We start from the raw sequence: 13879 nt of genomic DNA on the forward strand, positions 1-13879 counted from the left end.
CCCAGTATCGACGGGACATCCGGTGACGTATCGCTAGTTTCCGGATTCCGGCCTGAATCGTCCCCCGGCCCACGGTCTCCGCGCCCGGTCGGCAACGTGCCGTTCCCTGACGGGGGTTGGGGCGGCCGGCGGGAATCCGTCGGCTCGCGAAGGCTTTCCAACAAAACATGCAAGCGTGCTTGATTGTTTTGTTCGGGGCTGCCAGTCTTCCCTCACGCCGAGAGGGGAGCACGCCGTGCCCGATCCGTCCGCCGCCGCCGTCTACGCCGACCTGCGCGAGGAGAGCCGTGAACTCGACGCCCTGGTAGGGGAGTTGAACGAGCGGGACTGGGCGCGACCCACGCCCGCGCCCGGCTGGAGCATCGGCCACCAGATCGCCCACCTGCACTGGACCGACCGGGCCGCGCTGCTCTCCCTCACCGACGCCGCCGCCTTCGGGCAGATGGTCGAGGAGGCGTTGAAGGCCCCCGACTCCTTCGTCGACGAGGGTGCGGAGCAGGGCGCGAAGCTGCCGCCCGCCGAGCTGCTGGCCCGCTGGCGGGCCACCCGCACCGCCCTCGACGAGGCGCTCGCCGCAGCCTCCCCGGACACCCGTTTCCCCTGGTACGGGCCGCCGATGAAGGCCGCCTCCATGGCGAGCGCACGGCTGATGGAGACCTGGGCGCACGGGCAGGACGTGGCGGACGCGCTCGGCGTGCGCCGCGCCCCGACCGCGCGGCTGCGGCACGTGGCGCGGATCGGGGTACGGGCCCGCGACTACGCCTTCGCCGTACGGGGACTGCCCGCGCCCACCGAGGAGTTCCGGGTCGAGCTGGAGGCCCCGGACGGCTCCGGGGTGTGGTCGTACGGGCCCGAGGGCGCCGCGCAGCGGATCACCGGCCCGGCGCTCGACTTCTGCCTGCTGGTGACCCAGCGGGCGCACCGCGCCGACCTCGCCCTGACGGCCACGGGCCCTGACGCGGACCGCTGGCTGGACATCGCCCAGGCCTTCGCGGGGCCGGCGGGGGCGGGGCGCGAGCCGGGGGCGTCCCGATGACCGGGTCGCCGGGGGCTGCGGTGCGCCGGCCGCTGCGGATCGGGAACGCCTCCGGTTTCTACGGGGACCGCTTCGACGCGCTGCGGGAGATGCTGACGGGCGGCCCGCTGGACGTGCTGACCGGGGACTACCTGGCCGAGCTGACCATGCTGATCCTCGGCCGGGACCGGCTGAAGAACCCGGACCACGGCTACGCCAAGACCTTCCTGCGCCAGCTGGAGGAGGGACTCGGCCTCGCGCACGAGCGGGGCGTACGGATCGTCGCGAACGCGGGCGGACTCAATCCGGCCGGACTCGCGGAGGCGGTAAGGGGGTTGGCGGCCAAGGTGGGGGTGCCGGTGACCGTGGCCCATGTCGAGGGCGACGACCTGATGCCGTACGGGGAGGGTCCGGAGGGCGCGTTGACCGCGAACGCCTATCTGGGCGGTGGTGGGATCACCGCGTGCCTGCGGGCGGGCGCGGACGTGGTCGTCACCGGGCGGGTCACGGACGCGGCGCTGGTCAGCGGTCCGGCGGCCTGGTGGTTCGACTGGGCCCCCGACGACCACGACCGGCTGGCGGGGGCGGTGGTCGCGGGCCACGTCCTGGAGTGCGGAACGCAGGCCACCGGCGGCAACTACTCCTTCTTCACGGGGCACGACGTGCGGCGGCCCGGGTTCCCGCTGGCGGAGATCGCCGAGGACGGCTCGTCGGTGATCACCAAGCACCCGGGCACGGGCGGGGTCGTCTCGGTCGGGACGGTCACGGCGCAGCTGCTGTACGAGACCCAGGGCGTGCGGTACCTCGGCCCGGACGTCACGGCCCGCCTGGACACGGTCCGGCTGAGCGGGGACGGGCCGGATCGCGTGCGGATCTCCGAGGTGCGGGGGGAGGCGCCGCCGGACTCGCTGAAGGTGGGCGTGACCCGGATCGGGGGCTGGCGCAACGAGGTGGTGTTCGTCCTGACCGGCCTGGACATCGAGGCGAAGGCGGCGTTGGTGCGGGCGCAGTTGTCCGAGGCGCTGGCGGGGGTGGCCGAGGTGGCCTGGACCCTGTCCCGCACGGACCACGAGGACGCGGGGACGGAGGAGACGGCGAGTGCGTTGCTGAGGCTGGTGGTGCGGGATCCTTCGGCGGAGCGGGTGGGGCGGGGGCTGACGTCCGCCGCGGTCGAGCTGGCGCTCGGCAGTTATCCGGGGTTCCACGTCACGGCTCCGCCGGGGGCCGCGCAGCCGTACGGGGTGTTCGCCTCCTCCGTGGCCGCGGCCGGCTCGGTGCCGCACGTGGCGGTGCTGGCGGACGGCACCCGTCTGCCGGTGTCCGCCGCGCGGGCCTCTTCCCCCACCCCGCCCCTTCCCGAAACCGGGGGCTCCGCCCCCGGCCCCCCGTCCCGGGGCTCCGCCCCGGACCCGGCGGGGGCTCCGCCCCCGGACCCCCGCGCCTCAAACGCCGGCGGGGCTGGATGTGCCCCCGGCGGGGCTGTGGTTGCCCCTCGGGTAGACGAGCCGCACGTGGGGGACGGCAGCAGCCCGAATCCAGCCCCTCCGGCGTTTGAGGAGCGGGGTCTGGGGCGGAGCCCCGGTTCGGGAAGGGGCGGGGCGGGGGAGAGCCCCACAGGGACCGGAGCAGGCGGCGTCCCCGCCGAAGTGACCACCTGGGCGCCCCTCGGGGCAGTGGCGGGGGCCCGGAGCGGGGACAAGGGGGGCGACGCCAACGTCGGGGTGTGGGTGGAGGGCGACGCCGCCTGGGAGTGGGTCGAGCGGACCCTCACCGTCGAGACCTTCGCCCGGCTGCTCCCCGAGGCCGCCGGCCTTCCCGTCACCCGGCACGTTCTGCCGAACCTCCGCGCACTGAACTTCACCATCGAGCGGATCCTCGGCGACGGCGTTGCCTCCGGGCACCGTTTCGACCCCCAGGCCAAGGCCCTCGGCGAGTGGCTGAGGGCCCGGCACCTGGACATTCCGACACACCTGCTGCCCACCCCGGAGGGGACCGGCTCATGACCCGTCTCGGTACCACCGTCGACCCCCACGCCCCCGAGCACGCGCAGGCCCGTACCGCGGCCCTCGAACGGCTGGCCGCGCTAGACGCCGAGCACGCCAAGGCGCTCGCCGGCGGCGGCGAGAAGTACACCGCCCGGCACAAGGACCGCGGCAAGCTGCTCGCGCGCGAGCGGATCGAGCTGCTCCTCGATCCGGACACGCCGTTCCTGGAGCTGTCCCCGCTCGCCGCCTGGGGAAGCGACTACCCCGTCGGCGCCTCCATGGTGACCGGCATCGGCACGGTCGAGGGCGTCGAATGCCTGGTCACCGCCAACGACCCGACCGTCCGCGGCGGGGCCAGCAACCCCTGGACGCTGAAGAAGGCGCTGCGGGCCAACGAGATCGCCCTGCAGAACCGGCTGCCCGTCATCAGCCTCGTCGAGTCCGGCGGCGCCGACCTCCCCTCCCAGAAGGAGATCTTCATCCCGGGCGGCGCGATCTTCCGCGATCTGACCCGGCTCTCGGCCGCCGGGATCCCCACCGTCGCCGTCGTGTTCGGGAACTCGACCGCCGGAGGCGCGTACATCCCCGGCATGTCCGACCACACCGTCATGATCAAGGACCGTTCGAAGGTGTTCCTCGGCGGGCCGCCGCTGGTGAAGATGGCCACCGGCGAGGAGAGCGACGACGAGTCGCTCGGCGGCGCCGACATGCACGCCCGTACCTCCGGCCTCGCCGACTACTACGCCCTCGACGAGCAGGACGCGATCCGCCAGGCCCGCCGTGTCGTCGCCCGGCTGAACCACCGCAAGGAGCGGCCCGATCCGGCGCCGGCGGCCGAGCCGCTGTACGACCCGGAGGAGCTGCTCGGGATCGTCCCGGAGGACCTCAAGACGCCCTTCGATCCGCGGGAGGTCATCGCGCGGATCGTCGACGGGTCCGACTTCGACGAGTTCAAGCCCTTGTACGGGCCGAGCCTGGTCACCGGCTGGGCCACCCTGCACGGCTATCCGGTCGGCATCCTCGCCAACGCGCAGGGGGTGCTGTTCAGCGCCGAGTCCCAGAAGACCGCCCAGTTCATCCAGTTGGCCAACCAGCGCGACATCCCGCTCCTCTTCCTCCACAACACCACTGGCTACATGGTCGGCAAGGAGTACGAGCAGGGCGGCATCATCAAGCACGGCTCGATGATGATCAACGCGGTCTCCAACTCCCGCGTGCCGCACCTGTCCGTGCTCGTCGGGGCTTCCTACGGCGCCGGGCACTACGGCATGTGCGGGCGGGCCTACGAGCCCCGGTTCCTCTTCGCCTGGCCGAGCGCCAAGTCCGCCGTCATGGGGCCCCAGCAGCTCGCCGGCGTGCTGTCCATCGTGTCCCGGCAGTCCGCCGCCGCCAAGGGCCTGCCCTACGACGAGGAGGCCGACGCCGGGATGCGCGCCTTCGTGGAGGCGCAGATCGAGTCCGAGTCCCTTCCGATGTTCCTGTCCGGGCGGCTGTACGACGACGGAGTCATCGACCCGCGCGACACCCGCACCGTCCTCGGCCTGTGCCTGTCCGCCGTGCACAACGCCCCGATCGAGGGCGCCCGCGGCGGCTTCGGCGTCTTCCGGATGTGAGCCCGCAGATGATCAACACCATTGCTTCCGCCGCCCCCATCGCCTCCCTGCTGGTCGCCAACCGGGGGGAGATCGCCGTGCGGATCTTCCGTACGGCCCGCGCCCTCGGCCTGGACACCGTCGCCGTCCACTCCGACCCGGACTCCGAGGCCCTGCACGTGCGCAGCGCCGACAGTGCCGTACGCCTGCCGGGCGCGGCCCCCGCCGACACCTACCTGCGGGGCGACCTGATCATCAAGGCCGCTCTGGCGGCCGGTGCCGACGCCGTCCACCCCGGTTACGGGTTCCTCTCCGAGAACGCCGACTTCGCCCGCGAGGTCGAGGCCGCCGGGCTGGTCTGGATCGGGCCGCCGCCCGAGGCCATCGAGGCCATGGCCTCCAAGACCCGGGCCAAGGAGCTGATGCGCGCCGCCGGGGTCCCGCTCCTGGACCCCGTCGATCCGGCGGCCGCCACCCACGCGGACCTGCCGCTCCTGCTCAAGGCCGCGGCGGGGGGCGGCGGGCGCGGGATGCGGCTGGTCCGGGACCTCGTCCAGCTCAAGGCCGAGCTGGACGCCGCGTCCGCCGAGGCCCGGTCCGCCTTCGGGGACGGCGAGGTCTTCGCCGAGCCGTACGTGGAGCGCGGCCGCCACGTGGAGGTGCAGATCCTCGCCGACGCCCACGGCACCGTCTGGCCGCTCGGCACCCGCGACTGCTCCCTCCAGCGGCGCCACCAGAAGGTCATCGAGGAGGCCCCCGCGCCCGGCCTGCCCGAAGCGCTGCGCGAGAACCTCCACCAGGCCGCCGTGGCCGCCGCCCGCGCCGTCTCCTACCGGGGGGCCGGCACGGTCGAGTTCCTGGTCACCGCCGACGGCCGCCCGTACTTCCTGGAGATGAACACCCGCCTCCAGGTGGAACACCCCGTCACCGAGGCCGTGTTCGGCCTCGACCTCGTGGCCCTGCAACTGCGCGTCGCCGAGGGGGCGGCCCTGCCGCTCACGCCCCCGGCGCCCACCGGCCACGCCGTGGAGGCCCGCCTCTACGCCGAGGACCCCGCCCGGGACTGGCGGCCGCAGACCGGCGTCCTGCACACCCTCGCCGTGCCGGGGGCGGTCCGCGTGGACACCGGATTCGCCGACGGGGACACCGTCGGCATCCACTACGACCCCATGCTCGCCAAGGTCGTCGCCCACGCCCCCACCCGCGCCGAGGCCGTCCGCGCCCTCGCCCACGCCCTGTCCCGGGCCCGGATCCACGGACTCACCACCAACCGGGAGCTCCTCGTACGGTCGCTGCGCCACCCGGAGTTCGCGGCCGGACGGCTCGACACCGGCTTCTACGACCGCCATCTCCCCGATCTCACGGCCCCCGCCGAGGACGCCCCCGACATCACCCTGGCGGCCCTCGCGGCGGCCCTCGCCGAGGCGGCCCCCGCCCCGGGAGCGCCGCTGGCCGCGCGGCTGGGCGGCTGGCGCAACGTCCGCTCGCAGCCGGCGACCCGCCGCTACACCTCGGCCGGCACCGAGTACGAGGTCGGCTACCGGCCGGTCGACCACCCGGGGGTGCGGGTCCTGTCGGCCACCCCCGAGCTGGTCACGCTCGAAGTCGACGGCGTCCGGCGCCTGTTCCACGTGAAACAAAATTCGAACAAGCCCGAGGTCTACGTCGATTCGGCCCTCACCGGCGCCCACACCTTCGCCCCCGTCCCCCGGTTCGCCGATCCCCAGGACCGCACCGAACCGGGCTCCCTGCTCGCCCCCATGCCCGGCACCGTCGTCCGCGTCGCCGAGGGCCTCGCCCCCGGCCGGCCCGTCACCGCCGGGCAGCCACTGCTCTGGCTGGAGGCCATGAAGATGGAGCACCGCATCCTCGCCCCCGCCTCCGGCACGCTCACCGCGCTCCACGCCGCCACCGGCCAACAGGTCGAGTTCGGCGCCCTGCTCGCCGTAGTCCAGGAGGAACCGCAGTCATGAGCCACACCATCGAGTCCGAGGAACACAAGGCCCTGCGCACGGCGGTCGCCGCGCTGGGACAGAAGTACGGGCGCGAGTACCTGGCCCGCGTGGCCCGCGAAGGAGGCCACCCCGACGAGCTGTGGGCCGACGCGGCCAAGCTCGGCTACCTCGGCGTGAACCTCCCCGAGGAGTACGGCGGCGGGGGCGGCGGCATCGCCGAGCTGTCCATCGTCCTCGAAGAACTCGGGGCCGCGGGCTGTCCGCTGCTGATGATGGTCGTCTCGCCCGCCATCTGCGGCACGGTCATCTCCCGCTTCGGCACCGAGGAGCAGAAGCGGGCATGGCTCCCGGGTCTCGCCGACGGCAGCCGCACCATGGCCTTCGGCATCACCGAACCGGACGCCGGCTCCAACTCCCACCGCATCACCACCACCGCCCGCCGCGACGGCGACGACTGGATCCTGAGCGGGCGCAAGGTCTTCATCTCCGGCGTGGACATCGCCGACGCGACCCTCGTCGTCGGCCGCACCGAGGACGCGCGTACCGGGCGGCTCAAGCCGTGCCTGTTCATCGTGGACCGTGAGGCTCCCGGCTTCGGCCGGTCCGTGATCGACATGGAACTCCAGGCGGCGGAGAAGCAGTTCGAGCTGGTGCTGGACGAGGTGCGGCTGCCGTCCTCGGCGCTGGTCGGGGACGAGGACGCGGGGCTGCTCCAGCTCTTCGCGGGGCTGAACCCCGAGCGGATCATGACGGCCGCGTTCGCGATCGGCATGGGGCGGTACGCGCTGGCCAAGGCCGTGGACTACGCGAAGACCCGCCAGGTGTGGAAGGAGCCGATCGGCGCCCACCAGGCCGTGTCCCACCCGCTGGCGGCGGCGCACATCGAGCTGGAACTGGCCCGGCTGATGATGCAGAAGGCCGCTGCGCTGTATGACGCGGGGGACGACATGGGGGCGGGCGAGGCCGCGAACATGGCGAAGTACGCGGCGGGGGAGGCGTGCGTGCGGGCGGTGGACCAGGCGGTGCACACCCTTGGCGGGAACGGGCTCACCCGGGAGTACGGGCTGGCGTCCCTGATCACGGCGGCCCGTGTGTCCCGGATCGCTCCGGTCAGCCGGGAGATGATCCTGAACTTCGTCTCCCACCAGACCCTCGGACTGCCGAAGTCCTACTAGCCCGGCCCCGATCGTCCTCGAACGCCGGACGGGCCGAGCGGCCCTGGGGCCCCCGTGAACGCCGCTGCGGCTCAACCCCCGGGGCTCCGCCCCGTACCCCGCGCCTCAAACGCCGGCGGGGCTGCATTTCCCCCGACCGGGGCCGGATTCCCGGGCCGGGGCCGGATTCCTCGGCTGGCACCGGCCCCCGGCTCCCGCCGAGCCCCGGCACCGGCCCCGCGCAGCCCGGCCAGGCCCTCCCGATCACGGCCAGGCCTTGCCGGTCCCGGCCAGGCCCGGTCGGGGTTGGCCGGGACCGGTGTCCCCGCCGAGCGCCCCGCAGGGGTCTGCCCCGCCAGGATCGTGTCGAGCACCCCGCAGGGGTCCGCCCCGCCAGGGTCCTGCCGAGCACCCCGCAGGGGACCCGGCACGGGGCCGGGCCGCCCCACCCGTCGAGCCCCCCGCAGGGGACCCGGTAGCGTCCCATCCGTTCAACGCCACTCCGGAGGAGACATGACACCCGTTCACGCCGCGCGAGCGACCGGCGTCGCCACGCTCACCCTCGACTCCCCGGCCAACCGCAACGCGCTCTCCGCCGACCTCGTCGCAGCCCTCCGCGCAGCGCTCGCCGACGCCGGGGCTGACCCCGCCGTCCGGGCCGTCGTGCTGACGCACACCGGGACCACCTTCTGTGCCGGCGCCGACCTCAAGTCGCCCTGCGACCCCGCCGACTTCCTCGCCCTGCTCCGCGAGATCGCCGAACTCCCCAAGCCCGTCGTCGCCCGCGTCACCGGACACGTCCGCGCCGGCGGGCTCGGGCTGCTCGGGGTCTGCGACATCGCCGCCGCAGGGCCGCAGTCCTCGTACGCCTTCACCGAGACCCACCTCGGCCTCGCGCCCGCCGTGATCTCCATCCCGCTGCTGCCGCGCCTCGACCCGCGCGCCGCCGCCCGCTACTTCCTCACCGCCGAGGCCTTCGACGCCGCCGAGGCGGCCAGGATCGGGCTGCTGACACTCCACTCGGAGGGGAACGTCGACGACGCGCTCGAACCCGTCCTCGCCGGGCTGCGCAAGGCCTCCCCGCAGGGTCTGGCCGCCACCAAGTCGCTGACCGCCGCCGCCGTGCGCGAGGCCGTCGCCCGTGACGGCGCCCGCCTGACCGAGCTGTCCGCAGGACTCTTCGCCTCCGACGAGGCCCGCGAAGGCATCACCGCCCGCTTCGAACGCCGGAACCCGTCGTGGGCCCTGTGAGCGAGATCCAGATCAGGCAGGGACCCAAGCAGGCCCGCAGCCGCGTCACCCGCCGCCACCTCCTGGAGGCGGCCGTCTCCTGCCTCGCCGAACACGGCTGGGCCGGCTCCACCGTCGCCGTCGTCGCCGAGCGCGCCGGCGTCTCGCGGGGCGCCGCCCAGCACCACTTCCCGACCCGCGAGGACCTCTTCACCGCCGCGGTCGAGTACGTCGCCGAGGAACGCTCCACCGCCCTGCGCGAGCTCTTCCAGGCCGGCCCCGTCGCCCGCCCGTCGGCCGTCGAAGCCATCGTGGACCTGTACACGGGCACCCTCTTCCGGGCCGCCCTCCAGCTGTGGGTCGCCGCCTCCAACGAAGAGCAGCTGCGCCCCCGCGTCACCGAGCTGGAGGCCCGCGTCGGCCGCGAGACCCACCGGATCGCGGTCGGGCTGCTCGGCGCCGACGAGTCCGTCCCCGGCGTACGGGAGACCGTGCAGGGCCTCCTCGACATGGCCCGCGGCCTCGGCCTGGCCAACGTCCTCACCGACGACACGGCCCGCCGGGCCCGGGTGGTGGCCCAGTGGTCCCGCATCATCGAAGCCACCCTGGCGGAAACGGGGTGAAAAGCGCGAGGGCGCCGCACCCCGTTGCGGGGTGTGCGACGCCCTGACGGCGACGAGGTGCGCGGATCAGGCCGTCTCGGCCATGTCCGCGTAACCCGAGATCTCCCGCGGGTCGCGCCGGCTCGGGCCCGTGTAGCGGGCCGACGGGCGGACCAGGCGGCCCGTGCGCTTCTGCTCCAGGATGTGCGCCGACCAGCCGGCGGTACGGGCGCACGTGAACATCGAGGTGAACATGTGCGCCGGGACCTCCGCGAAGTCCAGCATGATCGCGGCCCAGAACTCCACGTTCGTGGCGAGCACCCGGTCGGGACGGCGCGCGTGCAGCTCCTCCAGGGCGGCCTTCTCCAGCGCGGCGGCGATCTCGTAGCGCGGGGCGTCCAGCTCCTTGGCCGTACGGCGCAGCACGCGGGCGCGCGGGTCCTCGGCGCGGTAGACGCGGTGCCCGAAGCCCATCAGGCGCTCGCCCTTGTCCAGGGCCTTCTTCACGTACGCCACGGCGTCGCCGGTGCGCTCGATCTCCTCGATCATGCCGAGGACGCGGGACGGCGCACCGCCGTGCAGCGGACCGGACATGGCGCCCACGGCACCCGACAGCGCGGCCGCGACGTCGGCACCGGTCGAGGCGATCACCCGGGCGGTGAACGTGGAGGCGTTCATGCCGTGCTCGGCGGCGGAGGTCCAGTACGCGTCGACCGCCTTGACGTGCTTCGGGTCGGGCTCGCCCCGCCAGCGGATCATGAACCGCTCCACCACGGACTCGGCCTTGTCGATCTCCTTCTGCGGCACCATCGGCAGGCCCTGACCGCGCGCCGACTGGGCGACGTACGACAGGGCCATGACGGCGGCGCGCGCGAGGTCGTCGCGGGCGGTCTGCTCGTCGATGTCCAGCAGCGGTTTCAGACCCCACACGGGGGCGAGCATGGCGAGCGCGGACTGCACGTCGACCCGGATGTCACCGGAGTGGACCGGGATCGGGAAGGGCTCGGCGGCAGGCAGACCGGGGTTGAACGCACCGTCGACCAGCAGGCCCCAGACGTTCCCGAAGGAAACGTGGCCCACGAGGTCCTCGATGTCGACACCGCGGTAACGGAGCGCACCACCCTCCTTGTCGGGTTCGGCGATCTCCGTTTCGAACGCGATGACTCCCTCGAGACCGGGTACGAAGTCGGACATCAGGCGGCTCCTCAGATAGTGCGAACACGCGCGGCTCCCGGCGTGATTCGCGGTCCGGCGCGGTCATCCCCGTTGATGCCCGGCACGGCCGATGGTCACCCGTGTGGGACCGTCGGACCGGCCCCAAGATTTTGTCGGCTCCGGATGCGGTGCGGAAGCGTGACATACGGCACACCGGTGGCGGTCCCGCTGCGGCAGGATGGCCGGGTGACCGACCAGGACCTTGATCCCGCCACCATGCGCAAGCAGTACCGCTCGGAGATCGTCGAGGAGGAGAGCCTCGCCGAGGACCCGATGCGGCAGTTCGCCAGGTGGTTCCAGCAGGCCGCCGACGCCCACGTCTTCGAAGCGAACGCGATGATCGTCTCGACGGCGACGGCGGACGGCCGCCCCAGCTCCCGCACGGTGCTGCTGAAGCAGTTCGACGACCGCGGCTTCGTCTTCTTCACCAATTACGACTCCCGCAAGGGCCGGGAGATCGCCGAGAACCCGCGCGTGGCGCTGCTCTTCCCCTGGCACCCCATCGCCCGGCAGGTCGTCGTCACCGGCACGGCGTCCCGGATCGGCCGCGACGAGACGGCGGCGTACTTCCGCTCCCGTCCGCACGGCTCGCAGCTGGGCGCCTGGGCGAGCGAGCAGTCCAGCGTGATCGGCTCCCGCGCGGAACTGGACCGCCGTTACGCGGAGCTCGAAGCCCGCTACCCGGAGGGCGAGCAGGTCCCGGTCCCGCCGCAGTGGGGCGGCATCCGGGTGGTCCCGGACGAGGTGGAGTTCTGGCAGGGCCACGAGAACCGCCTGCACGACCGGCTGCGGTACGTCCTGGACGCGGAGGAGTGGCGCGTGGAGCGGCTCTGCCCTTAGCCGTGCGGCGCTGACCGGGCCAGGCGTCCACGTGGGCCAGGCGTCTCCATCGGCCCGGCCCGCCCGTTCGGCGCCCGGCCGCCCGGCGGGACCCGCCAGGCCGTGCGCCCGCGCGCTGCGGGTCCGGTCCCGTCACCCGAGCGGGAGCGGGAAACGCAGACGACCCGCGGGCTCGGGTCTCTCCCCTGCAGTGGGAGAAGCCGGCCGGACGTACCGGCGAGCCCGCGGGTCGGGTGACTGCTGTGGATTGGCGCTCGGCGATCCCGCCGGGCACCGCACTGGGTGCGTGCGACGACGGGCGCTTAGCCCGCAGCCACCTCACGCGTCCGGAGTTCGTACATTTCCGGGATCACCTCCTTTCAGTGTGCGACCACTGTAAGCAGCCCTGCCCTGTCCGCTCAATCGAATTTCGGCGGCGAATCCACAGCCGTATCCATCGGCTCTCCGGAGCAGCCGCACATTCCGATAGGAGACGTCAAAGCTGCTGGTCAACGTGGTGATGCGATGCCGGCCACTGGTCCGGACCGTCGGATCGACTCAGTCGCGTGATGAGGGACAGCGTGGAGTCGATGCGATGGCGCAAGGACGGGGGAAGCCGGCCGTCCGGAGCTGTACGCCCCCGACGGGATCGACCGGAGTCACTCGAACGTGTGGTCGCCCTGGTCGCGGGTCCCGCCCTTGCTCCTCGGCCCGTCCTGACGGGAGCCCGACGGGTTTCCCGGACCCAATCCGCGGAAAGCAGTGTGGGCTGCGTCACGTTCGCGTTCAATGATCTGACGTGCCGCACACGCGAACACCTGCAGGGGGTGCCAGGTGAGTGCTTCCGGACGTAACGAGACCACCGACGATCTGCTCGCAGCGCTGCTCGACGGGATGGACGCCGCCTTGTGCGCGTTCGACTCCGACGGCGTGATCACCCACTGGAACCGCGAAGCCGAGCGGATCCTGGGCTGGTCGGCCGCCGAGGCCGTGGGGCGCAAGGGGTTCGAGGGGTGGGCGGTACGGCCCGCCGACGCCCAGGACGTGCAGGACAGACTCATGGCCGCCCAGGACGCACCCGGGCGGCAGGTCCACGAGTTCGCCCTGCTGACCAAGGACGGCGGGCGGGTCCTCGTACGGACCCAGTCCGCCGGGGTGCCGGGCGCGGACGGGAAACCCGCGGGGGTGTACTGCGCGTTCAGCGAGGTGCACGCGCAGATCGACCTGGAGCGGTCCATCGCGCTCAGCGAGGCCCTGATGGAGGACGCCTCCTGGGGCGTCGTCCTCGTGGACGTCGACCTGCGGCCCGCCGTGGTCAACGCGCACGCCGCACGCGCCTTCGGAACCGGCCGCACCGTACTGCTCGGCAGACCCCTCGGGGAGCTGCTGACGCAGGGCGTGGAGGAGCTGGAGGGCGCCCTCCAGCACGTGCTCGCCGAGGGGGCGCCGCCCGCGCCCGTCGAGATGTGGGTCTCGGTGCGCACGTCCGAGGGGGTGCGGCGGCGGTGCTGGCGGTGCGGGTTCCTGCGGCTGGCCTCGCCCCTGGCGGAGGAGCCGGTGCCGCTGGGGGTCGGCTGGCTCTTCCAGGACGTCACCGAGGAGCGGCAGGCGCAGCTGGACACCGCGCAGCTGCGGTTCCGCGCCCACCAGCTGCACCGCGCGGGGCGGGCCGCCGCCGAGTGCGAGGACCCGGCGGAGGCGGCGGCGGTACGTCTGGACTTCGCCTTGGCGGGCTTCGCCGAGCACGCGCTGCTGGACGTACTGGACCCCTCGGTGGGCCTGGAGCGGCGCAGGCTCGTACGGTCGGCGGCCTCGCCGCCCGAGCTGCCGGGGCCCGGTTCGATCCCCGTACGGTACGAGGCCGGTCACCCGGCGTTGCAGGCCCTGGACCGGATCGGTTCGGTGCGCGCCAGTTCCCCCCGCGGGGAGGCGGACCCGGAGTGGGCGCGGGCCCGCCAGTGGCCGGAGGGCGCGGCGCACGGACTGTGCACGGTGCTGCGCAGCCGGGGGCGGACCCTGGGGGCGCTGACCTTCCTGCGCGGCCCCTCGCGGCCGGCGTTCGAGCGCGCGGACGCCTCGTACGCGGAGGAGGTGGCGGCGCGGGTCGCGGCGGACCTGGACCTGGCGGGCCTCGACCTGGGCTAGAGGTGGGCTGGAGGTGGGCTGGGGGTGGTCTTGAGGCCGGGCGTTCCGGCCTCGCCGGCGTGGGAGGCGCTGGGTCCGGGGCAGCGCCCCGGGAACGGCGCCGCCCCGGACTTCTGCGTACGTACCGCACTCGTCCCAGGCCGCACCGGAGCCCGGCCCCCGCAGGG

General features: G+C 73.6%; 10 protein-coding genes. 9 read left to right on the top strand and 1 reads right to left on the bottom strand.

The window, feature by feature from the left end:
- Window positions 1-235: 235 nt before the first annotated feature.
- The 7 genes from ACFYZL_RS27430 to ACFYZL_RS27460 all read left to right on the top strand — a co-directional run bounded on the left by ACFYZL_RS27430 (window position 236) and on the right by ACFYZL_RS27460 (window position 9554).
- On the top strand, window positions 236-1036 hold the full coding sequence (locus ACFYZL_RS27430; RefSeq protein ID WP_388682613.1) for a TIGR03084 family metal-binding protein: 801 nt from the start codon (window positions 236-238) through the stop codon (window positions 1034-1036).
- A complete protein-coding gene (locus ACFYZL_RS27435) occupies window positions 1033-3018 on the top strand; it encodes an acyclic terpene utilization AtuA family protein (protein WP_388682616.1) in 1986 nt (661 codons plus the stop codon). Before ACFYZL_RS27430 ends, ACFYZL_RS27435 begins: the two co-directional genes overlap by 4 nt.
- Window positions 3015-4613: an acyl-CoA carboxylase subunit beta gene (locus ACFYZL_RS27440; protein ID WP_388682618.1), complete on the top strand. Its 1599-nt coding sequence runs from the start codon at window positions 3015-3017 to the stop codon at window positions 4611-4613. Before ACFYZL_RS27435 ends, ACFYZL_RS27440 begins: the two co-directional genes overlap by 4 nt.
- Before the next feature lie 8 nt (window positions 4614-4621).
- Window positions 4622-6565, top strand: coding sequence for an acetyl/propionyl/methylcrotonyl-CoA carboxylase subunit alpha (locus tag ACFYZL_RS27445; RefSeq protein WP_388682620.1), 1944 nt, complete (start codon window positions 4622-4624; stop codon window positions 6563-6565).
- Window positions 6562-7722: an acyl-CoA dehydrogenase family protein gene (locus ACFYZL_RS27450; protein WP_384756222.1), complete on the top strand. Its 1161-nt coding sequence runs from the start codon at window positions 6562-6564 to the stop codon at window positions 7720-7722. Before ACFYZL_RS27445 ends, ACFYZL_RS27450 begins: the two co-directional genes overlap by 4 nt.
- Before the next feature lie 492 nt (window positions 7723-8214).
- Complete coding sequence (locus tag ACFYZL_RS27455; protein ID WP_388682622.1) at window positions 8215-8952, top strand: enoyl-CoA hydratase family protein; 738 nt, start codon at window positions 8215-8217, stop codon at window positions 8950-8952.
- Entirely contained in the window at window positions 8940-9554 is a 615-nt protein-coding gene (locus ACFYZL_RS27460) for a TetR/AcrR family transcriptional regulator (RefSeq protein WP_384756227.1), read from the top strand. Before ACFYZL_RS27455 ends, ACFYZL_RS27460 begins: the two co-directional genes overlap by 13 nt.
- Before the next feature lie 66 nt (window positions 9555-9620).
- Here the strand turns inward: ACFYZL_RS27460 and ACFYZL_RS27465 are convergent, their stop codons facing one another.
- A complete protein-coding gene (locus tag ACFYZL_RS27465) occupies window positions 9621-10727 on the bottom strand; it encodes a citrate synthase 2 (protein ID WP_376660498.1) in 1107 nt (368 codons plus the stop codon).
- A gap of 237 nt (window positions 10728-10964) precedes the next feature.
- On the opposite strand from ACFYZL_RS27465, the gene pdxH reads away from it, so the two are divergent.
- Both pdxH and ACFYZL_RS27475 read left to right on the top strand, forming a co-directional pair.
- Entirely contained in the window at window positions 10965-11588 is a 624-nt protein-coding gene (gene pdxH / locus ACFYZL_RS27470; protein ID WP_385128743.1) for a pyridoxamine 5'-phosphate oxidase, read from the top strand.
- Window positions 11589-12401: 813 nt separating this feature from the next.
- Entirely contained in the window at window positions 12402-13712 is a 1311-nt protein-coding gene (locus ACFYZL_RS27475; RefSeq protein ID WP_384756230.1) for a PAS domain-containing protein, read from the top strand.
- The last annotated feature ends 167 nt before the right edge of the window (window positions 13713-13879 follow it).

Origin of the sequence: Streptomyces sp. NPDC001717 (assembly GCF_042892775.1) — a bacterium.
GTDB lineage: Bacteria > Actinomycetota > Actinomycetes > Streptomycetales > Streptomycetaceae > Streptomyces.

Bases quoted from the DNA above. Each gene is read 5' to 3' on its own strand.
- ACFYZL_RS27435 (WP_388682616.1), top strand. From the start codon at position 1,033: ATGACCGGGTCGCCGGGGGCTGCGGTGCGCCGGCCGCTGCGGATCGGG.
- pdxH (WP_385128743.1), top strand. From the start codon at position 10,965: ATGCGCAAGCAGTACCGCTCGGAGATCGTCGAGGAGGAGAGCCTCGCC.
- ACFYZL_RS27445 (WP_388682620.1), top strand. From the start codon at position 4,622: ATGATCAACACCATTGCTTCCGCCGCCCCCATCGCCTCCCTGCTGGTC.
- ACFYZL_RS27450 (WP_384756222.1), top strand. From the start codon at position 6,562: ATGAGCCACACCATCGAGTCCGAGGAACACAAGGCCCTGCGCACGGCG.
- ACFYZL_RS27465 (WP_376660498.1), bottom strand. From the start codon at position 10,727: ATGTCCGACTTCGTACCCGGTCTCGAGGGAGTCATCGCGTTCGAAACG.
- ACFYZL_RS27455 (WP_388682622.1), top strand. From the start codon at position 8,215: ATGACACCCGTTCACGCCGCGCGAGCGACCGGCGTCGCCACGCTCACC.
- ACFYZL_RS27440 (WP_388682618.1), top strand. From the start codon at position 3,015: ATGACCCGTCTCGGTACCACCGTCGACCCCCACGCCCCCGAGCACGCG.